The sequence below is a fragment of the Acidovorax sp. LjRoot118 genome (assembly GCF_964253575.1).
Classification (GTDB): domain Bacteria; phylum Pseudomonadota; class Gammaproteobacteria; order Burkholderiales; family Burkholderiaceae_C; genus Acidovorax.
Genome location: NZ_CAXURB020000001.1, coordinates 4,895,622 through 4,913,691, shown reverse-complemented (window position 1 = coordinate 4,913,691; position 18,070 = coordinate 4,895,622). Strand labels below are relative to the sequence as shown.

The following is an 18,070-nucleotide window of genomic DNA, read 5'->3' as shown; positions in this document are numbered from 1 at the left end:
ATTTTTCGGTCATGTGTGATTCGATACGCAACAGATTTTCGCTTACGGCAGCCTGCCCGGTCGCGGTTTAGACTGGCAGGTATGCATATGTTCGACTACCACCCCGACGACCTGGACGTCACCATTTCCGAAATGCTGGTTGCCACCAGCGACTCTGCCGACCACGAACTTCCCGAGGTGGTTTCGGCGGTGCTGAAACTGCTGCGCAAACGCCTGGGCATGGACGTGGCCTTCGTCTCGCAGATCGCAGACGGTCGCCGCACCTTCAAGGCGGTGGACAGTGCGCCCGATTTCGCTCCAGTCGTGGCTGGCATGTCCGACCCGGCCGAAGAAAGCTGGTGCCAGTATGTGGTCGAAGGCCGACTGCCAGAAAAGATCGAGAACGCCGTCCCGCTCGTCAAGGCAGGCAAGGCGCCCGACCCCGGGTTCGACATCGGCACGCATCTGAGCACCCCTGTACGCCTGGCCGATGGCCAGGTCTACGGCACGCTTTGCTGCTTCAGCCGGGGGGTGCAGAAGGATGCAGATATTGATCGGCTGCGCTACACCGCCAACCTGTTGAGCGAGAAGTTGTCGCCTGGCGCAATACAGATCACCGGCTGAATCTGCTCAGTGGCACATCGCTACTATCCGCAGCTATTGTCATTTCCATGGCATGCAGGAGCGCGGCGAAGCGCTGTGCATTTTCCGGTACATGCTCGACCATGAAAAATTCGGCGTAGTAGTTTCGGGCGAGCAGCGGTCTATTCTTCAACAAGTGCCTTTTTATATCGGTGAGCGTAGACGCAGCTCCGGCTCCCTTCGCCTTGACATACATGCGCATGGCTGCAGCCTTCAGTTCCTTCGTATGTGTCGCTTTTCTGAGATATTCCAGCATCAGATCTTCGAACCAATTCTCCGCAAGTAGAAACACCATGTGTCCTTGCTCAAGCTGATCTTGATTCATCGTGGTCAATGCCAAATCCAAGTTCTGTGAGTGGATCACTTCCCGATAGAAAATCCGAAACCTGTTTAGAAGATCGCTACCTGACAAGTCCTGCGAAGGCCCTAGCAATGCATAGCAGGGGGCTCCTCTACTCAGCGTTACTCCAGAGATGAAGTTCACGCCAAAGCATGCTGATACTGACAGCAGCAGGTTAAAGTCACTAGCCTGGTTTAAAGGAATTAACGCGTCACAGATTTCCCGCCAGTGAAGTTTTCCACTACGAAAGTGAAGCCCGAAATCGTCTTCACCGTGTGCCTCTACATGCAGGATTGGACGCAGGCCTTCATACTCAGCACGCGTCGCCAGACTCGCAACAACCTCTCGAAAGTCATCGGGTGTCGCCACTTCGGAGTACGAAACAGTGATCGGCGTTTTCGAGTCTTCAAGCTGTCCGCGGAGATACCCTGCCAGCTCGCGGCCGGTCAGAAATTCGCTGGTTGCAAGCGATTCAACAATAGCAATATGGTTGACCTTGAACGTGTGCGATCGAGCAGCTTCATTGGCTTCCATTTTTGAACTATAGGTGTTATTCGGGGCATGGGTTCAGCATGTGAACTCTCCCTGGATCGCCCATATCGCGACGCATCCCCACTAAAGCATAAACCCTCTCCCGCCAAGTCACCAGAACTGCACTGACATGTGCGAAGGCGGGGAATCGGTCCGGGAATGCCGTACTTCAACTGCAATCCAGCGCGCCTGGGCCCCAGCCCCTCATCAACCCTTCCGCAACCCCTGCAGCGTTTGCAACAGCACCACCCGCGTCTGCCCTAGCACCATGCCCTTCCACTCCTCGTTGTCGCAGTAGAACGCATCACGCAGCTGGGCGCGGATCTCGCGCTGCTGCGCTGCCGGGGCCTCGGGGTGGCTGCGCAGCCAAGTGTCCGCGCGCAGGCGCAGCAGCATGTCCGCCTCGGGCAGGGTGCCGAACTCCAGGCCCATGGGTGCAATGCGGGCGTTGGGGCATTCGTCGAAGGCGGTGGTGACCACGGGGCCAGACACATCGGCCGAGGCCGAGTCGCCGGAGAACGGCGAGAACACGTCGGCGCCCCACCATGACTGGGCCAGGGCCAGGTCTTCGGGCGTGTTGCGGCCGGGGTAGATCTTCTCGCCGTGGCCGTAGGGGCCCAGGCCGGTGTGTACGTCGATCCAGCCCAGGTGCGTGGCGGCTGCCGCGTACTTGCGCAGGATGGCGCGGATGGTCTTGTTGCTCCACGACGGCGCGGTGCCGCCGTAGAACAAGCCGTCGGGCGAGGTGTACTGGCCCTTGAACACGGCATTGCGAAACGCGGGCAGGCCGTGCCGGGCAATGTAGGCGTCCACAGCCGCGTCGTCGGCGGGCGTGGGCGGCCAGGTGGCGGGCAGCATCAGCGGCTCCACGTCGGCATACGCCGCGTTCACCGGCAGCGGCGCGCTGAAGTCGATGTGGTTGCGGTTCAGGTCGATGTTGTCTTCGTTGGTGCGGTGCAGGTGCGAGAACCCGTGCGGGTTGACCGCGTGCACCAGCAGCAGCGCCACGCCGGCCTGCTGCAGCCGCGCCAGCAGGTCGGCATCGTGCAGCGTGGCCACCTGCGTGCCCGATCCGCAGAAGCCCTCGGGCCCGTGCGTGCCCGAGGTGACGAGCAGGATCTTTTTTGCATCTATGGCGCCGAGCAGCGCCACGTCGGTGGCCAGCTCTTCGCCCAGCGCGCCGCGGTGATCTGGGTGCACGAAGGATTCGACGGTCGCGCCGCTCTGGGCGGCGGCATCGAGGAACTTGGTGCGGGCTTCGGCATACGTGCCCGAGAAATACCGCGTGGCGGCGCTGGGTTGTATTGGCATGGTGTGGGGGGCGTGGGCTTTGAAGAAGACGGTCTTGAACAAAAGGATTGTGATCAATCCGTGGCGTACTTGCATACGCACGTCGCATGGTTGTTGTGGCCGGCACAGGGGCACGGCGGTTGCAATCCGAGCAGCAAGATTAACGCCATCCCACCAGGCCGGCACGGGCTTGCTGTCTGCAGCCTTCACCAGGCTGTGCTGCGTTGCAGCGAGCCTCAGCCTGTGCTCTCAGGCGCCCAGCGAAACCGTGCGGTGAAGTTGCGCAGCAGTTCAGGCTCGTAGGTGAAGTCCATCCCTCGGATGGCGTGCGCGCGCCGTGCCACCGTGGCCAGTGCGTCTGCCACATAGTCCATGTGGTCGTTGGTATAGACCCTGCGCGGGATGGTCAGCCGCATCGATTCGAGCGGGGCTTTTTCCTGCTTGCCGGTGAGCGGATCGCGCCCCAGCAGCAGCGACCCGATTTCCACGGCCCGCACGCCGGACTCGATGTACAGCTCACACGCCAGTGCATGCGCGGGAAACTGTCCGGAGGGTATGTGCGGCAGCAGCGCGGCGGCATCCACGAACACGGCATGCCCCCCGGTGGGGTACTGGATGGGCACGCCCTCTGCCCGCAGTCGCTCGCCCAGGTACGCCACCTGCCCGATGCGGTAGGCCAGGTAGTCCGGGTCCATCGCCTCTTCCAGACCCACGGCCAGCGCCTCCATGTCGCGGCCCGCCAGGCCGCCGTAGGTGATGAAGCCTTCGCTGACCACGCAGCGCTCCTGCACGGCGCGGAACAGGTCCTGGTCGTCGCGGAACGCGCAGAACCCGCCTATGTTGACCAGCCCGTCCTTTTTGGACGACATGACCGCGATGTCGGCGCAGGCCATCATCTCGCGCACGATTTCGGGGATGGTGTGCTGCGCGTATTGCGCCTCGCGTTGCTGGATGAACCAGGCGTTCTCGGCGAAGCGGGTGGCGTCGATCACTACCGGAATGCCCGCCTGCCGCGCCATGTGCGATGCGGCCCGCAGGTTGGCCAGCGCAACGGGCTGGCCGCCGGTGGTGTTGCAGGTTACGGTGGCCACGAGGGCCGCCACATTGGCAGCCCCTTCGGTCTCGATCAACCGGGCCAGCTCGGCCAGGTCGAAGTTGCCCTTCCAGTCGTGGTACTCCCGGGTATCGAGCGCTTCCTTGTTGAGCGCATTGAGCGCGCGCGCCCCGGCCAGCTCGATATGCACCTTGGTGGTGTCGAAGTGGAAGTTCGACAGGAACACCGGCTGTTGGGAGACGCGCCGCTTGACCAGCTCGGGGTAGAGCATCTGCTCCGCGCCTCGCCCCTGGTGGGCTGGCACCAGGTAGGGGTAGCCGAAGACTTTGTCGATGGTGTCGACCAGCCGGTAGTAGCTGCGGCTGCCGGCATACGCCTCGTCGGCGGCCATCATGCCGCTCCACTGGCGGTCGCTCATGGCGCCGCTGCCGCTGTCGGTGAGCAGGTCGATGTACACGTCGTCGCTGCGTAGCAGGAAGGGGTTGAGCCCTGCCTGCAGCAGCGCCTGTTCGCGGTGCTCGCGCGTGGTCATGGCGATGCGCTCAATGGTCTTGATGCGAAAGGGCTCGGGTATGCGTTTCATGATCGTTGATTCCACAAAAGGGGCAGAAGGTGCAGAGAAAGCTCATTGCGCCGATAAGCGATGCAAGGGCTTTTTGTTGCGAACAACGATCAAATTGTTCTTTTATTGGCAGGGAACGGGTTTGCGTATTCGTGAGCGCGCGTTTGAAAAATGAGGGATTGTTGTACGATTTGCCGCATAAATGAGAACCTGTTGCATATGCTCAAACTCGACCGCATCGACGTGCGCATCCTGGCCCTGCTGCAAGAGCACGGGCGCATGTCCAACCTTGAGCTGGCCGAGGCGATAGGGCTGTCGCCAGCGCAGTGCAGCCGGCGCCACCATCGGCTGGAAGAGGGCGGAGTGATCGCCCGGTACGAGGCACGCCTTCGCCCTGCCGCGCTGGGCTTGACGGTGACGGCCTTTGTGCACATCGGAATGGAGCGGGGGCACATGCGCGACCTCAAGCTCTTTCGGCAGACTCTGGCCGGTATGCCCGAGGTGCTCGAATGCCATTCGGTCACCGGCGATGTGGACTATGTCCTCAAGGTCATCGCGCGGGACCTGGACGGGCTCAATGTGTTCCTCACCGAGCGGCTGGTGGCGTTGCCGGGCGTCAACTTCGTCAAATCCAGCGTGTGCCTGGAAGAGGTGAAGCCGCGATCAGGGCTGCCCTTGCCCGACTAGAGATGCGTCCACCGCGCTCGCTGCGCCGTTATCGGACGTGCGGGCGCGACGCGGGGTGGATGGCGTAAGGCGTTTGCGAAGGCTCCGGGGCATTGACAATGCAGGGGCCAGGCAGGCATGCAAGCCGCTTTGCGCGCCTTCTGCCAAACGGTCAGTTGGTAACGGCGGCAGCGCCGGGTGCAGACCCGGGAGCAGAACTTGGAGCAAGCGGCGCCTGAACCTTGTCGCCCCCGACGGGTCTGGCTGCAGCACCCTCTCGGTCATCGCTTCGGGGACCGAAGTAGTAGAAGGCGATGAACGCAAAGAACAGGGCGATGGCCACTGCAGCCCCCCACTTCACTGCGGTAGGCGTTCGCACGCTTTGAAGAGGCTTGGATCCGGATGGGGGTGCTGCAGCGGGGGACGTGTCGGTTTTCATAGTCAGCCGCCGTACTTAACGAGTGCCGCCCGAATCGGCCTGGCGCGCCTGCAGCGCCGGGCGGGGCAGGGTCGATGCGGTGAAGCGAGGGGATGGGGTCTTCATGGGATATCTCCAGCAATGGCATGGCAAAGCGCCATGAATGCCCATTAAGGATTTGGCCCGCCCACTCAACAGTAGGACAGCAGCACATCGCCTGGTCAGCTTTGGCAGCCAGTCCACCGCCTGCGTCGCAGGCTCATGAGCACCGGCTTACATCGCCCAGATGCGCGGCGCCTCGCCCTGCAATGTCCACATCTCTTTCCTCCAGGCCATGCGCACGGCCTTGAGCAGCTTCATCGCCGGCTCCACCTGCGGGGCCAGTACGCGCACCACCACCATCTGCGCGTTGGGGCTGGTGGCGCCTGCGGTGGCGGTCAGTGTCGGGTGTGCATCCATCACCGCGCGCGCCGCGTCCAGCGCCGCATCGCGCCGGTTGCGGTCCAGCGCGGTGCCGGCGGCGAAGAACATGCTGGCCATGCAGCGCTGGCCGGCCAGGCCCAGGGGGCTTTGCAGCAGGCGCTCGTCGGCCGCGTCGATCACGCCGCGCTCCAGCCACAGGCCGGGCACGGTGAGGTGCTGCACGAAGCGGCCCTGCACAAAGGGCTGGTCGGCATGGGGCAGGCCCAGGGCGGTGACGTCCCAGCCCATGCATTCGGCGCCAGGGGCCAGGTTCAGGGTGAGGTGGTTCTCGGCATTGCAGGCGCTGTAGCACAGGGCCTCCAGCGGCAGCCATTCCAGGCGCCCTCCGTCGGCCACGCTCAGGTGGCTGCGCTGCAGCGCCAGCGGGCCGGTGGAGCGGTAAAAACGAGTCGCGCCCGGCGTGGTCACCAGGCCGTGCGCGCCCGGGCCCACGGTGGCCGTGATGTCCAGCGTGTCGCCGCCCACCAGGCCGCCGGGCGGGTGCACCAGCACGTTGTGGCAGATGCCTTCCCCCTCCGGGTACAGGCTTTGCAGGATGCGCAGCGGCCCATCGTGCTGGTAGCGCGCCACGGTGCGGGTGGCGTTGGGGGTTGGGCCTTCAACGGTGTAGTCGAGCTGCAGGCGCGCGTGCCAGGACATGGATGGAAGCTGCTATTAAATGAATAGCTGATTATGCCTTTGCCCCGCCTGCAGCCGCTGCGCCAGGGACTATGCGGCTTTGGCCACCGGTGGTACCCAGCTGCGCAGTTTGCCGGGGTTCAGTAAACCCTGCGGATCAAAGCGCTGCTTGATCCCCACCACGGCCGGGTCCAGGTTGTTCTGCTTGCCGTCTTCCACGATGTAGACATGCGGGTTGTTGATCTGCACGCCATGGTCGCGGTAGATCTGCATGATCTGGTTCAGCCGCTCTTCGGTGCTGTAGCGGATCAGCTGCAGCCCGCTGCAGTTGAAGGCGCCTTCCTTGGTGCGCAAAAACTCCAGGTGCATCATCACCTCGCCGCCCAGGGCCTTTTCCAGCGCCTTGACCTGCTCGATGCGCGTGGCGGGGGTGAAGCCGCTCTGGATGTAGGTGAGCGACTTGTCCACCTTCAGCGCGTGCAAGGTGGTGTGGTTCCATGTGTATTCGAGCAGGGTCTTGTGGCTCTTGTCCACCTCGTCGGCGGTCTTGCGGTAGCTGACGCTGCCGCCGTATTTGGCGGCCATGTCGCGCATGCCGTCTTCGGAGTGCGGGGCCACCAGCAGCATCACCGCGTGGCAACCCTTGGGCAGGTGCTCAGCCAGGCTGGTGAAGTAGTCGGGGATGGGCGCAGCCAGAAAGCACACCTCCTTCTTCTCCAGCCCCGGCGCAGCGCCGAAGCGGTCGGCAAACTCCAGCGCAGCATCGAATTCGGTGAAGGTGACGATGCACTCCGTCCACGCCACGGTGGGGGTCAGGGCCACCTCCAGCTCCAGCACGATGCCGTTGGTGCCGTAGGTGTGGTGCAGCAGCATGGCCTCGGGGCCGCGCAGCTCGATGACCTGGGGCTCGGGCTCCACCGTCATGGCGCGCACCGCCAGCACGTTGCCGGGCGCGGCCAGCGGGCCGTGGTTGATGGAGCCTGCTCCGCCGAAGCCGCCGCCGAACAGCCCGCCCAGCGTGGCGCTGCGGTAGGTGGAGGGCAGCCAGCGCAGCTCCTGCCCCAGGGGCTTGGCCTGCGCGTCGAACTCCGACAGGCGGATGCCCGCCTGCGCCCGGCCCACGCCGCCACGCACCCAGCCAAAGCCGTTGTAGCCCGACAGGTCCAAAATCACCCCGCCATGCAGCGGCGTGCTCTGCCCGTAGTTGCCGGTGCCGCTGCCGCGCACGGTCAGGGGGATCTGCGCCTTGGCACAGGCCGCCACCACCTGGCGTATCTCGTCCTCGGTGCGCGGGCGCACGGCGATGTCGCCGCGCTTGCCGGCCAGGTCGCGCTTGAGCACGGGGCTGAACCAGGCAAAGTCCTGCGACAGGCGGCCCACGCGCAGCGGGTCGGCAATCCAGTCCAAGCCGGGCAGTTGTTCGGGCAGTTGGTGGGCGGTGGTGGTGGTCATGTCTGTCTCTCCTGTCGGTGTGGCGGGTGGTGTGTGGCGGGCAAAGCGCGGCCCCCACCACGCGTGCGCGGTGTCAAAAAATGGATGCAGTCCGAGTGAGTACTGGGGTCAGTCGTGCGAGTTTTCGCTGGCGTGCCAGCTGCCCAGGGCCAAGCGGGTGCCCCAGGCCATCAGCGCGAACAGCGCCACGCCGGTCAGCGAAATCAGCAGCAGCGCGGCGAACATGCGCGGTATGTTGAGCTGAAAGCCTGCCTGCAGAATCTGGTACGCCAGGCCCGCGCCCTGGCCGCCGGTGCCGGCCACGAACTCGGCCACCACGGCGCCGATCAGCGCCAGCCCGCTGGAGATGCGTAGCCCGCCGAAGAAGTAGGGCAGCGCGCTCGGTATGCGCAGGCGCAGCAGGGTCTGCATGCGCGTGGCGCGGTTGAGCTGGAAGTAGCTTTGCAGGTCAGGCTCCACGCTGCGCAGGCCCAGCGTGGTGTTGCTGATGATGGGGAACAGCGCCACCAATGCGGCGCAGATCACCATCGACGCAGTCGGGTCCTTCACCCAGATGATGATCAGCGGCGCCACGGCCACGATGGGCGTGACCTGCAGCAGCACGGCGTAGGGGAACAGGGCCGTCTCGATGCGCTTGCTCTGCACGAACAGAAACGAGATCAGCACGCCCGCCACGGTGGCCACGCCAAAGGCCAGCACCGTGATTTTGACGGTGACCCAGAGCGAGCCGCCCAGGGCCGCCCAGTCGGTGAACAGCGTCTTGAGCATGAGCAGGGGCGACGGCACCAGGTAGGGCGGCAGCTCCAGCGCCGTGACCAGGCCCTGCCACAGCGCGATGAGCACCAGGCCCACCAGCAGCGGGTAGACCACGCGCTGCACGCGCGGCTGGGCCATGAGGGGCACGCGCGGGGCGGCGGGTCTGGGGGCGCGCGCAGGCTGTGCGCTGCGCTCGGCAGGGGCGGCGGCAGGGGCCACGGAGGCTGCGGGGTAGGGCGTGCTCATGCCGTGGTCTCCTCGGTGTCGGCGCTGGCGCGCAGCAGGCTGTCCTGCAGCAGCTTGGCGTAGCGGCTGAATTCGGGCGACACCATGAAGTCGGCCGTGCGCGGGTAGGGCGCGTCGATGGTGAACTCCTCCACCACGCGGCCGGGGCGCGCGGCCATCATCACCACGCGGCTCGACAAAAAGACCGCCTCGTGGATCGAGTGCGTCACGAAGATCACGGTGAGCTTCTTCTTGCGCCACAGGTCCAGCAGGTCGGCGTCGAGCTTGTGGCGCGTGATCTCGTCGAGCGCGCCAAAGGGCTCGTCCATCAGCAGCAGGTCGGGCTGGGTGACCAGGCCGCGCGCGATGGACACGCGCATCTGCATGCCGCCCGACAGGGCGCGCGGCAGCGCGCTGGCAAATTTCGACAGGCCCACCAGGGCCAGGGCCTCGGCCACGCGGCCATCGGCCTCCTGGCGCGGCACGCCGGCCAGGTCCAGCGGCAGGCGCACATTGGTCTGCACGCTGGCCCAGGGCATGAGCGTGGGCGACTGGAAGACGAAGGCCATCTTCTTGCCGCTTTCGTCGAGCTGCGCCACGGGCTTGTGCCACAGCTGCAGCCGGCCGTCGGTGGGCTCCAGCAGGCCGGCCACCATCTTCAGCAGCGTGCTCTTGCCGCAGCCCGAGGGGCCGAGCAGGGTGACGAACTCGCCCTCTTCGATGGTCAGGTCCACCGGCAGCAGGGCCTGCGTGCCGTTGGGATAGGTCTTCTCGGCCGACAGCACCTGCACGGCGGGCGTGGGGCGGTGGGCCGTTGTCGGAGAAGGGGTGGGCTCGGCGGAATGCATGGGATGGCCTTTCGATGGATGCGGCCCGCCCTGCTGCGCGCGGGGCAGGGCCGCTGTTTCAGGGCAGGGTGGGCTTAGGGCAGAACCTTGAGGTCCTTGACGAAGCTGGTGCTGTACGTGTCGGCCAGCTTCACCTTGGCGGGGTCGATGAGCTTGGACTCGACCAGGAAGTCGTAGCTCGCCTTGGCGCGTGCGTCGGTCATGGTGCCGATGCCCATGCTGGCCGCGTCACCGCCCGTGACCATGCCCATCTCCTTGAGCTTGGCCACGCTGTAGGCCAGTTGCTCGTCGGTCATGTTGGGGTTGTCCTTCTTGATCAGGGCGTTGCCGGGGGCGGGGTCGGCCAGGTAGCTCTTCCAGCCTTCCATCGACGCCTTCACGAACGAGGCCACGGCGGCGCTGCGCTCCTTGAGCGTCTTGTCCATGCAGCTCACAGTGGTGGCGTAGGCGGGGTAGCCCTGGTCGCTGAACATCAGCGTGTTGGCCTTGACGCCGGCCTTGGCGATGGCAAACGGCTCCGACGTCAGGTAGCCCTGCTGGGCGGTGTTCTTGTCGGCCACGAAGGGCTGGATGTTGAAGGTGTAGGGCCGCGTCTGCGAATCGGTGAAGCCGTACTTGGCCTTCAGCCAGGGCCAGTAGCCGCGCTGGGCGGACGAGGCGATGAGGATGGTCTTGCCCTTCAGGTCCTCGAACTTCTTCACGTCGTCATGGGCGATGAGCACCTGCGGGTCTTTCTGGAACACCGCTGCCACCGTGGTCACGGGCACGCCGCCCTCGCGCATCTGGATCATCTGCAGGTCGCTCGATCCCATCACGCACTCGGCCTGGCCGGCCGCCATCATCTGCACGATGTTGACCTGCGGGCCACCCATCTTGATGCTCACGTCCAGGCCGTACTTTTTGTACAGGCCCGTGGCCACCGCCTGGTAGAAGCCGCCGTGCTCGGCCTGCGCGTACCAGTTGGTCATGTAGGTGAACTTTTCCTGCGCGTGCGCAGTGCCCGACATGGTGCCGACGGCACCAACAGCGAGCAGGGCGGCTGCACCAAGTTTGGAAAGGCGGGAGGCGGTCTTCATCATGGCAGTTCTCCGGTAGGGTGATAGGCGGGGATGGAACGGGGGCGTCAGGGATGGCGGTGTGCGGGCTTCGCAGGTTTCAGGCCAGTGCGGACGAGGCCTCTACATGGCCCGTGTGGTTGGCGCGGCCCCAGGTGGGCTCGGGGCGGGCGGCCCACTGCAGGTGGTGCAGCTCGGTGATGGCGGCGGCCCAGCTCACGGCCAGCGAGTCAAGGATGGCGTGGCCTTGCTCGGCCGTGGCGGGCAGCGGGTCGCCGATGATGCCGCTGGGCCCGAAGTCGCGCGCGCTCCAGGCGCAGGCAGGGCGGCCGTCCGGCGACAGCAGGGGCGAGTCGAACACGGGCGGGTAGTTCACCACCGCGCGCTCCATGTGCACGGTGTCGGGGGCCAGGGCCAGCATCAGCGCTGTCTCGGCATGGCCGGCATGCATGGCCAGCTTCTTCTCTTGCTCGGACAGGTACTTGCCCGCCACATGCGGCACACGCCAGGTGAAGCTGGGCACCACGATGAAGTCGCCATGGCGCAGGCGCAGCTCGCGCGCGCACATCTCCATCACCTGCGGCTGGCCGCCGTGGCCGTTGACGAACAGCAGCTTGCGAAAGCCCGCGCGGTAGACCGACTCGCCCACCTCGTTCATGGTGGCCAGCAGGGTCTCGCCGGAGAGGGTGATGGTGCCGGGGAAGTGCAGATGCTCCTCCGACTTGCCGTAGGTGATGGGCGCCATGGCAAAGGCCGGCACCCCGGCCGGCAGGCGCGCCAGGGCATGGCCCACCACGCCGGCGCTGATCACCGTGTCCACTGCGCAGGGCAGGTGCGGGCCGTGCTGCTCGGTGGCGCCCGTGGGCAGCACGATGACGGTGTTCTCCTTGTCCGGCAGGTCGACGATCTCGGTCCAGCTCAGATAGGGCAGGTAGCGATGGGGCGGGTTGTAGCCGTGCAGCATGGGTGGGCTTTCGTGAGGGGGGTGTGGGGGGCGAGGGGTCAGCGCAGCGGCAGGTACGCCGTGGCTTCGACTTCGATCAGGATGTCCGGGGTCGGCAGCATGCCGCTGACCTCGATCACAGTGGAGGCCGGTGGCTCGCCCGGGAAGAACAGCTTGCGCACGCGGCTGTACTGGGGAAAGTGGTCCAGGTTCTTGAAGTACTGCACCAGCTTGAACACGTCCGACATCTGCCCGCCAGCGGCCTCGATGGTCAGGCGGATGCGGTCGAGCACGTACCAGCTCTGCGCGAGGATGGGGCCCTCCTTGGTGTCGCTGCTGAACTCGCCCGTGCGGCCGACCAGCGTGGCCGCCTCGTCGGGGATGTCGGCATAGCCGCGCACGATGCGGCTGGCCGCGGGGTCCACGGCGATGATCCCGGACAGGAACACCAGGTCGCCCGCGCGGCGCCAGGCGGCGTAGCGGGCCAGGGGCTGGGCGATGCATGGGGTGTTGGGTGCGTTGTCGCTCATGCAAGGCTCCGTGCAGGGATGGGGGTGGATGGGGCGGGCGTGGCACCGGCCGCAAGGGCTGGTGTGGTATCCGCCACGTGCCAGGCGGCGCTGGCGTGGCCGCTGGTGACGCGGCCGTTGCGCAGCACTACGCGGGGCTGGGTGCGCGAGGGAAAGCCCCAGCGGTCGGCCTGGTTGAAGACGATCAGGTCTGCCGCGCTGCCGGGCTGCAGGGGCAGGGCGTCGGGGCCGCGGCGCAGCCAGTCGGCACGGCACAGCGCTTCGGACCAGCGGTCAAACGGCGCATCGAGCTGCGCGGCCAGCACGCCGGTGGCCAGGGCCTCCAGCGGGTCGAAGCTGCCCACGGGGCAGAACGGGTCCTGCACGTTGTCGCTTGCCACCAGCACCGGTATGCCGCGCGCATGCGCCTCCTTCACCAGCGTCAGGCCGCGCTGGCGCGGCGTGCGGCCGGTGGTGGCGTCCTGCAGCAGCAGGTTGGTGATGGGCAAGGTGACCAGGGTGATGGAGCTCGCCGCCACGGCGTCGAGCGTGGCCAGTGCGGTGGCCTCGTCCTGCGCGGCCAGGGCGCAGGTGTGGCCGCAGACCACATGGCCTTCGAACCGCAATTCCTTGAGCAGCGCGGCCGTGGTGGCCAGGCCCAGGGCGCCGGGGTGCAGTTCTTCGTCCACATGCAGGTCCACGTTGAGGCCGTGGTGCTGCGCGGCCTCGAACAGGTGACGCAGGGCCTGCGGGTCCCAGTTGGTCGAATGCACGAAGCCGCCCAGCAGCGCGCCGGGGCCGCTGGAGGCCACGGTGGCGGCCAGCTGCATGGCGGTGGCACGCTCGGTGTACAGGTGCAGGGGGATCAGGCCCACGCGCTCCAGCGTGATGCGGCCGGCCCATTCCTGCGCCAGCTCGCGCAGCACTCCCCAGGCCAGGGGCTGGGATTCGGGCTCCCACCAGTCGCAGTGGGTGCGCACATGCACCGTGCCGGCCTCGTGGGCCCACTGCAGGGCACGGCTGGCGCGCTGGCGTATGTCGGCCTCGGTCCAGCCCTGGCGGTCGACCATCATGGCCTCGATGGCGCCCAGCAGCCCGGGCTTGACGGTGCCCATGCGCGGCAGGGTGAAGGCCTTGTCCAGGTGGGTGTGTGCATCTACCAGGCCGGGCAGCACCAGTGCGCCGGCCAGGTCCCAGGTGGTGCCGGCGGGCAGGGGGCGCGCGGGGTCGTGCGGCACCATGGCCTGGATGCAACCCTGGGCCAGGTGCAGGTCGGCCAGTGCGGGCTGGCCGGCGCTGGTGGGCCAGGTGCGGGGCAGCAGCCAGAGCGGCAGGCGGGCGTTCAAGATGTGGTCGGGGGCGTTGGAGGCGTGCATGCTGTCCCCCTTATGCAAAGCGCGCCATGGCCTGGCCTACACGGGCCTTGAAGGCCTCCAGCCGCGGCGGCGTGGCCACGTTCATGTGGTAGTAGGCGTGGTAGTCCACCCGCGCCTTGCCGCCGGTGAGCAGGCGCATGTAGCGCGTGACGGACTTGCGCGGCGGGTCGCCCATGAGCAGCGCCGTCCAGCGCGGGCGGCCATAGGTCACCACGGCCGAGATGCGCTTGATGTGCGTGAGCGAGGGCTTGACGTTGTGCGGGTCGCTGATGTCGAAGGCCACGCCGGGCATCAGCACCCGGTCGAAAAAGCCCTTGAGCATGGCCGGCATGCCGAAGCACCAGGTGGGAAAGCAGAACACCACGGCCTCGGCCCTCAGCAGCCGGTCCACATAGCCCTGCACGGGCAGGCGGTTGCTCGGCACCTCGTGGTAGCCCAGGCGCTCTTCGCGGCTGAGCACGGGGTTGAAGTCCTCGGCGTACAGGTCGCAGTCGTCCACCTCATGGCCGGCCGCGCGCAGGTTGCGCACCACCTCGTCGTGCAGGGCGGCGTTGTAGCTGGTCTCCACCGGGTGGCAATAGATCACGAGGATGCGCATGGCGGGGTGTCCTTCTTCAAAGGTCGAGCGTGAGCGTGGGGCCGTGGCTGCGCGCGCAGCACACGGCCACATGGGTGGCCTGCTCTTCGGGGCTCAGGCAGCTGTCGCGGTGGTCCGGGGCGCCTTCGAGCCAGCGCGTGGCGCAGGTGCCGCACACCCCTTGCTCGCACAGGGTGTCGATGGCGATGCCGGCGAGCTGCAGCACGTCGGCCATGCTCTCGCCAGGCTCCACGGGCAACCGCATCTGGCTGCGCGCAAGCACCAGTTCAAAAGCCGGTTCCGTGGCGGGCAGCGGCGCTGCCGTGGCTGGGTTGTGCATGTTTTGACCACTTGATTTGATCGATTGGTCAAACTATTGCAAGTGCTGTGCCAGGAGGGTGACCTGGATCAAGGCACTGTTGTGGGGCTTCTGCTGCTTGCCTATGCAGGGTGTGCGAGGCAAGGCTGCGCAGGTCTTTGCGATGCGGCGCGCCTTGATTTGGGATGGGCTGCTAGGCGCAAAGCACAGCCATAGCCCGTGCTATGGCGAGCATTTGCAACGACGCAGACCGCCCAAAGCGAGGTGTGCCGCGCGCAAGGGACCTGTGCAGCCTTGCCTTAGTCTGGTGCGAGGCCGCAGCCCAGCAGCACAAATGTGGTGAGCTGGCGCACGATGGGCTCGCGGTCGATGGCTTCGTCGGGCGCCAGGCCCAGCATGATGTGCACCTGCACGCCGTAGTCGGCGTAGTGCTGGGTCATGCCCCAGATCTGCATGAGCAAAAGGCGCGCATCCAGCGGGCGCATGCGGCCCTCCGCGATCCAGCGGTCGATCAGCTCCACCTTCTGCTGGGTCGACTTGACGGCCACGGGCCAGTACTTGCCCAGGTTGCGCCCACCGCCCAGCACCTCGGTGGTGAAGATGCGCGACAGGCCGGGGTTGTCCAGCGCGTAGTCGAGCTTCTTGCGCACATAGCTGCTCAGCACCTTCTTGGGGTTGTCGCTCTGGCTGTCGAACTGGAAGGCGCCCGACCAGCCGTTGAGCACCGAGTACAGCAGCTCTTCATACAGCTCTTCCTTGCTGGCGATGTAGTAGTGCAGCTGCGGCTTGGTCAGGCCCGCGCGCTCGGCAATCGCCTTGGTGGACGCACCCTTGAAGCCGTGGCGGCTGAACTCGGCAATCGCCGCCTCGCGGATCGCGCCCATGATGCGCTCGCGCCCCTGCTTGGAGCGGCTGAGCAGGGTGCCCGAGACGACATTGCTGCCGGTCTCGATGTCGGCTTCGTTCACGGGCGGGGCGTTGGTCGGCATGGTGGGCGATTGTCGCTGGTCACGACTTCCAGAAGCCCACATGGGGTGCGCTGGCCTCTTCGATCAGTGCCGGGCCGATGCACTCGATGGCGTGTGGCGAAGCGGCGAACACGTCGCGGCAGGAGAGCTCGGCGTCGCGCTGCTCGGCCCGCTCGCCGCGAAACTCGCGCAGGCGCACCGCGTCGATGCCGAACACCACGCGGCCGATGCCCGACCAGAAGATGGCGCCCGCGCACATCACGCAGGGCTCTGCCGAGGAGTAGATGGTGGCCTGGGCCAGCATCTCGCGGCTGAAGCGCGGGCTCAGCTGGCGCACGGCGTTGGTCTCGGCGTGGCCGGTGCAGTCGCCGGTCTCGGTGGTGTTGCAGTAGGCCTCGGAGATCAGTTCGCCGTCGCCGCTGATCACCACCGCGCCGAAGGGCCGGTTGCCGCGTGCGCGTGCGGTGCAGGACCAGGCGATGGCCTGGCGCAGGTAGGTGCCGTCGGTGGCATCGATCACCGCAGGGTCGTCGAGCTCATGGGGGGCGGCGGACATCAGGGCATGCATGGGTTGTCTCCATCAGGGGGTTGCCACCGCTATGCATTTGGCATGCCAAGAACATTGTGTGACAAGCATGCATTGCTTCGCCAGGCCCCGTGCAGCGGGCGTTTGGCAGGGGTGATCCCCCATTTGGCGTAGGCCCGCAGGCATCGTTATTGCATACTGTGCGGGCAAGAGTAGAAGCGTTCACTGCGCGGCGGGTCGGGAGGTTCTCCCGCCATGCCTGCGGCCGGAAATTGCTCTTGAAGCCCGCCCCAGTGGCATGCCAGCGCATGGCGTGCAAGGCTTCAAGAGACCGGTTGTGCCGCGCGCGCAGGCCAGTCTTTCGATGCCGTGGGGGCGGGTGGATTTTTCTATCCATCCCACTTCAGGAGAACTGCCATGACGACGACTGCCACCACTGCGACCACTGCCATTACGGCCACCGACACCTACGCCCTCGCCGAGCTCGACAAGGAAACCCGCATGGGCGCCCTGGGCTCCGAGACCGGCGCGCGCGAGATCCGCCGCATCGACCTAGCCGACTTCGCCCACCGCCAGGACGCCATCGCCGATGAACTGTGGGACGCTGCGGTCGATGTCGGCTTCTTCCAGGTGGTGAGCCACGGCATCGACCTGGCCGAGGTGCGCAAGGCTTTCGCGATGACCGAGCGCTTCTTCGCCCTGCCCGAGAGTGTGAAAGCCCGGTACCCGCTGCGCAAGGCGCTCAACGTGGGCTGGGAGAGCCGCGCACAGGTGCGCCCCTCCACCGGCACGCCGGACCAGAAGGAGTCGTACCAGATCACGCGCCCGCACATGGAGGGCCTGTGGCCCACCGATGAGGAGCTGGCGGGCTTTCAGGCCACCATGCTGGCCTTCGAGGGGCAGTGCTGGCAGGTGGCGATGCAGGTGCTGTCGTGCTTTGCGCTCAAGCTCGGCTTCGCGCCGGACTTCTTCGCCCACGCGCACGACCCCTCGAAAGCCAGCTACCAGAGCACGCTGCGCCTGCTGCACTACTTTGCCACGCCACCCGAGCAGCAGGCCCACCTGGGTCTGTGGCGTGCCGGCGCACACACCGACTTCGACTGCCTGACCCTGCTCTTTCAGCGCCAGGGGCAGGGCGGCCTGCAGGTGTGCCCCGGCAAGGAAATGGACAGCCAGGCCTGGACCTCGGTGACGCCCGACGAAGAGGCCATTACCTGCAACATCGGCGACATGCTGATGCGCTGGAGCGATGACCAGTTGCCATCGAACTTCCACCGCGTGAAGAACCCGCTTCCCGGCGAGTACATGGGCCCGCGCTACAGCATCGCCTTCTTCGCGCAGGCCAACCGCGACGCCATCATCGAAGGCCCCGGCCGCAAGTACCCGGCGATTGCGGCCGGCGACTATCTGAACCAGCGCGTGGCCGCGAACTTCAAGGCGTATTGAGCGGGTCGGTCAGTCTCAGGGGCGCAGCAGGTAGAAGGCGGCCACGGCGACCACCAGCGCCGCCACGATCCAGACAACGCCCTGGCTGCCGCCGCGCGGCTGCTCACCGGGGGACAGGCCGTGCGGGCTGCCGCTGCCGGTGGATGCGGCCAGTGCATCGACCCGGTCCTTGGCCTCCTTGAGGCCAATGCCTGCATGCGCGCGCAGCAGGCGAATTGCTTCGATCTTGTTGCCGGCGGCCAGTGCCTGGCGCACGGGGTCGGGCACGTGGCTGCTCGCGTCCGATGCAAAGCCCATGGAGTGCGCCGTGGGCGCCGCATGGTGCCCCTGCTGGTGCGCGTCGATGAGGTCCTTGGCTTCCTTGAGCCCCAGGCCTTGCACCACGCGCAGTTGCTTGATGGCGTCGATGGTGCGGCCCGCGTCGAGCAGGGCCTGCACATCGGGCGGTAGAAGGAATCCGGTCGAAGGCATGGGGGCTCCAGTCCGT

At 66.4% G+C, this 18,070-nt stretch carries 20 protein-coding genes; 4 read left to right on the top strand and 16 right to left on the bottom strand.

Annotated features, from left to right (window positions below; all coding sequences use genetic code 11):
• Positions 1-87 precede the first annotated feature (87 nt).
• Positions 88-603, top strand: coding sequence for a GAF domain-containing protein (locus ACSQ9E_RS23070; protein WP_436219286.1), 516 nt, complete (start codon positions 88-90; stop codon positions 601-603).
• Here ACSQ9E_RS23070 and ACSQ9E_RS23065 read toward each other — a convergent pair.
• From ACSQ9E_RS23065 to ACSQ9E_RS23055, 3 genes are all read right to left on the bottom strand, one after another.
• On the bottom strand, positions 593-1,495 hold the full coding sequence (locus ACSQ9E_RS23065; RefSeq protein WP_436219285.1) for a hypothetical protein: 903 nt from the start codon (positions 1,493-1,495) through the stop codon (positions 593-595). The genes ACSQ9E_RS23070 and ACSQ9E_RS23065 overlap by 11 nt on opposite strands.
• 204 nt (positions 1,496-1,699) lie before the next feature.
• On the bottom strand, positions 1,700-2,803 hold the full coding sequence (locus tag ACSQ9E_RS23060) for a M14 family metallopeptidase (RefSeq protein ID WP_436219284.1): 1,104 nt from the start codon (positions 2,801-2,803) through the stop codon (positions 1,700-1,702).
• A gap of 215 nt (positions 2,804-3,018) precedes the next feature.
• Positions 3,019-4,419, bottom strand: coding sequence for a tryptophanase (locus tag ACSQ9E_RS23055; protein WP_436219283.1), 1,401 nt, complete (start codon positions 4,417-4,419; stop codon positions 3,019-3,021).
• Here ACSQ9E_RS23055 and ACSQ9E_RS23050 point away from each other — a divergent pair.
• Both ACSQ9E_RS23050 and ACSQ9E_RS23045 read left to right on the top strand, forming a co-directional pair.
• Positions 4,418-4,573 (top strand): hypothetical protein, encoded by a 156-nt coding sequence (locus tag ACSQ9E_RS23050; RefSeq protein WP_436219282.1) that lies wholly within the window; start codon positions 4,418-4,420, stop codon positions 4,571-4,573. The genes ACSQ9E_RS23055 and ACSQ9E_RS23050 overlap by 2 nt on opposite strands.
• A 38-nt stretch (positions 4,574-4,611) precedes the next feature.
• Complete coding sequence (locus ACSQ9E_RS23045; RefSeq protein ID WP_436219281.1) at positions 4,612-5,085, top strand: Lrp/AsnC family transcriptional regulator; 474 nt, start codon at positions 4,612-4,614, stop codon at positions 5,083-5,085.
• Positions 5,086-5,755: 670 nt separating this feature from the next.
• Here ACSQ9E_RS23045 and ACSQ9E_RS23040 read toward each other — a convergent pair.
• From ACSQ9E_RS23040 to ACSQ9E_RS22985, 12 genes are all read right to left on the bottom strand, one after another.
• Positions 5,756-6,604, bottom strand: a complete 849-nt coding sequence (locus ACSQ9E_RS23040) for an urease accessory protein UreD (RefSeq protein WP_436219280.1) — start codon at positions 6,602-6,604, stop codon at positions 5,756-5,758.
• A 69-nt stretch (positions 6,605-6,673) separates the two neighbouring features.
• Entirely contained in the window at positions 6,674-8,035 is a 1,362-nt protein-coding gene (locus ACSQ9E_RS23035; RefSeq protein WP_436219279.1) for an FAD-binding oxidoreductase, read from the bottom strand.
• A 108-nt stretch (positions 8,036-8,143) separates the two neighbouring features.
• Positions 8,144-8,929 (bottom strand): ABC transporter permease, encoded by a 786-nt coding sequence (locus ACSQ9E_RS23030; protein ID WP_057201525.1) that lies wholly within the window; start codon positions 8,927-8,929, stop codon positions 8,144-8,146.
• A gap of 104 nt (positions 8,930-9,033) precedes the next feature.
• Positions 9,034-9,864, bottom strand: a complete 831-nt coding sequence (locus ACSQ9E_RS23025) for an ABC transporter ATP-binding protein (protein ID WP_436219278.1) — start codon at positions 9,862-9,864, stop codon at positions 9,034-9,036.
• A gap of 74 nt (positions 9,865-9,938) precedes the next feature.
• The gene (locus ACSQ9E_RS23020) at positions 9,939-10,943 is read right to left on the bottom strand and encodes an ABC transporter substrate-binding protein (protein WP_436219277.1); all 1,005 of its coding nucleotides are present in this window, start codon (positions 10,941-10,943) and stop codon (positions 9,939-9,941) included.
• A 76-nt stretch (positions 10,944-11,019) separates the two neighbouring features.
• A complete protein-coding gene (locus tag ACSQ9E_RS23015; RefSeq protein WP_436219276.1) occupies positions 11,020-11,883 on the bottom strand; it encodes a creatininase family protein in 864 nt (287 codons plus the stop codon).
• 38 nt (positions 11,884-11,921) lie between these two features.
• Positions 11,922-12,392, bottom strand: coding sequence for a RidA family protein (locus ACSQ9E_RS23010; RefSeq protein ID WP_436219275.1), 471 nt, complete (start codon positions 12,390-12,392; stop codon positions 11,922-11,924).
• Positions 12,389-13,747, bottom strand: a complete 1,359-nt coding sequence (locus ACSQ9E_RS23005; protein WP_436219274.1) for an amidohydrolase family protein — start codon at positions 13,745-13,747, stop codon at positions 12,389-12,391. The genes ACSQ9E_RS23010 and ACSQ9E_RS23005 overlap by 4 nt, the downstream gene beginning before the upstream one ends.
• A 10-nt stretch (positions 13,748-13,757) precedes the next feature.
• Positions 13,758-14,345, bottom strand: a complete 588-nt coding sequence (locus ACSQ9E_RS23000; RefSeq protein WP_436219273.1) for an NAD(P)H-dependent oxidoreductase — start codon at positions 14,343-14,345, stop codon at positions 13,758-13,760.
• Positions 14,346-14,361: 16 nt separating this feature from the next.
• A complete protein-coding gene (locus ACSQ9E_RS22995) occupies positions 14,362-14,664 on the bottom strand; it encodes a 2Fe-2S iron-sulfur cluster-binding protein (RefSeq protein ID WP_436219272.1) in 303 nt (100 codons plus the stop codon).
• Between the two features lie 278 nt (positions 14,665-14,942).
• Positions 14,943-15,527, bottom strand: coding sequence for a TetR/AcrR family transcriptional regulator (locus ACSQ9E_RS22990; RefSeq protein ID WP_057265004.1), 585 nt, complete (start codon positions 15,525-15,527; stop codon positions 14,943-14,945).
• Positions 15,528-15,651: 124 nt separating this feature from the next.
• Positions 15,652-16,179, bottom strand: a complete 528-nt coding sequence (locus ACSQ9E_RS22985) for a nucleoside deaminase (protein WP_179683766.1) — start codon at positions 16,177-16,179, stop codon at positions 15,652-15,654.
• 375 nt (positions 16,180-16,554) lie between these two features.
• Here ACSQ9E_RS22985 and ACSQ9E_RS22980 point away from each other — a divergent pair, with 375 nt between their 5' ends.
• Positions 16,555-17,583, top strand: coding sequence for an isopenicillin N synthase family dioxygenase (locus ACSQ9E_RS22980; protein ID WP_436219271.1), 1,029 nt, complete (start codon positions 16,555-16,557; stop codon positions 17,581-17,583).
• Positions 17,584-17,598: 15 nt separating this feature from the next.
• Here the strand turns inward: ACSQ9E_RS22980 and ACSQ9E_RS22975 are convergent, their stop codons facing one another.
• Positions 17,599-18,054 (bottom strand): hypothetical protein, encoded by a 456-nt coding sequence (locus tag ACSQ9E_RS22975; protein WP_436219270.1) that lies wholly within the window; start codon positions 18,052-18,054, stop codon positions 17,599-17,601.
• Between the last annotated feature and the right edge of the window lie 16 nt (positions 18,055-18,070).

Coding starts and splice junctions, on each gene's coding strand:
- ACSQ9E_RS23070 (WP_436219286.1), top strand. CDS start 88: ATGTTCGACTACCACCCCGACGACCTGGACGTCACCATTTCCGAAATG.
- ACSQ9E_RS23065 (WP_436219285.1), bottom strand. CDS start 1,495: ATGGAAGCCAATGAAGCTGCTCGATCGCACACGTTCAAGGTCAACCAT.
- ACSQ9E_RS23060 (WP_436219284.1), bottom strand. CDS start 2,803: ATGCCAATACAACCCAGCGCCGCCACGCGGTATTTCTCGGGCACGTAT.
- ACSQ9E_RS23050 (WP_436219282.1), top strand. CDS start 4,418: ATGATCGTTGATTCCACAAAAGGGGCAGAAGGTGCAGAGAAAGCTCAT.
- ACSQ9E_RS23055 (WP_436219283.1), bottom strand. CDS start 4,419: ATGAAACGCATACCCGAGCCCTTTCGCATCAAGACCATTGAGCGCATC.
- ACSQ9E_RS23040 (WP_436219280.1), bottom strand. CDS start 6,604: ATGTCCTGGCACGCGCGCCTGCAGCTCGACTACACCGTTGAAGGCCCA.
- ACSQ9E_RS23035 (WP_436219279.1), bottom strand. CDS start 8,035: ATGACCACCACCACCGCCCACCAACTGCCCGAACAACTGCCCGGCTTG.
- ACSQ9E_RS23030 (WP_057201525.1), bottom strand. CDS start 8,929: ATGGCCCAGCCGCGCGTGCAGCGCGTGGTCTACCCGCTGCTGGTGGGC.
- ACSQ9E_RS23025 (WP_436219278.1), bottom strand. CDS start 9,864: ATGCATTCCGCCGAGCCCACCCCTTCTCCGACAACGGCCCACCGCCCC.
- ACSQ9E_RS23020 (WP_436219277.1), bottom strand. CDS start 10,943: ATGATGAAGACCGCCTCCCGCCTTTCCAAACTTGGTGCAGCCGCCCTG.
- ACSQ9E_RS23015 (WP_436219276.1), bottom strand. CDS start 11,883: ATGCTGCACGGCTACAACCCGCCCCATCGCTACCTGCCCTATCTGAGC.
- ACSQ9E_RS23010 (WP_436219275.1), bottom strand. CDS start 12,392: ATGAGCGACAACGCACCCAACACCCCATGCATCGCCCAGCCCCTGGCC.
- ACSQ9E_RS23005 (WP_436219274.1), bottom strand. CDS start 13,747: ATGCACGCCTCCAACGCCCCCGACCACATCTTGAACGCCCGCCTGCCG.
- ACSQ9E_RS23000 (WP_436219273.1), bottom strand. CDS start 14,345: ATGCGCATCCTCGTGATCTATTGCCACCCGGTGGAGACCAGCTACAAC.
- ACSQ9E_RS22995 (WP_436219272.1), bottom strand. CDS start 14,664: ATGCACAACCCAGCCACGGCAGCGCCGCTGCCCGCCACGGAACCGGCT.
- ACSQ9E_RS22990 (WP_057265004.1), bottom strand. CDS start 15,527: ATGGGCGCGATCCGCGAGGCGGCGATTGCCGAGTTCAGCCGCCACGGC.
- ACSQ9E_RS22985 (WP_179683766.1), bottom strand. CDS start 16,179: ATGCATGCCCTGATGTCCGCCGCCCCCCATGAGCTCGACGACCCTGCG.
- ACSQ9E_RS22980 (WP_436219271.1), top strand. CDS start 16,555: ATGACGACGACTGCCACCACTGCGACCACTGCCATTACGGCCACCGAC.
- ACSQ9E_RS22975 (WP_436219270.1), bottom strand. CDS start 18,054: ATGCCTTCGACCGGATTCCTTCTACCGCCCGATGTGCAGGCCCTGCTC.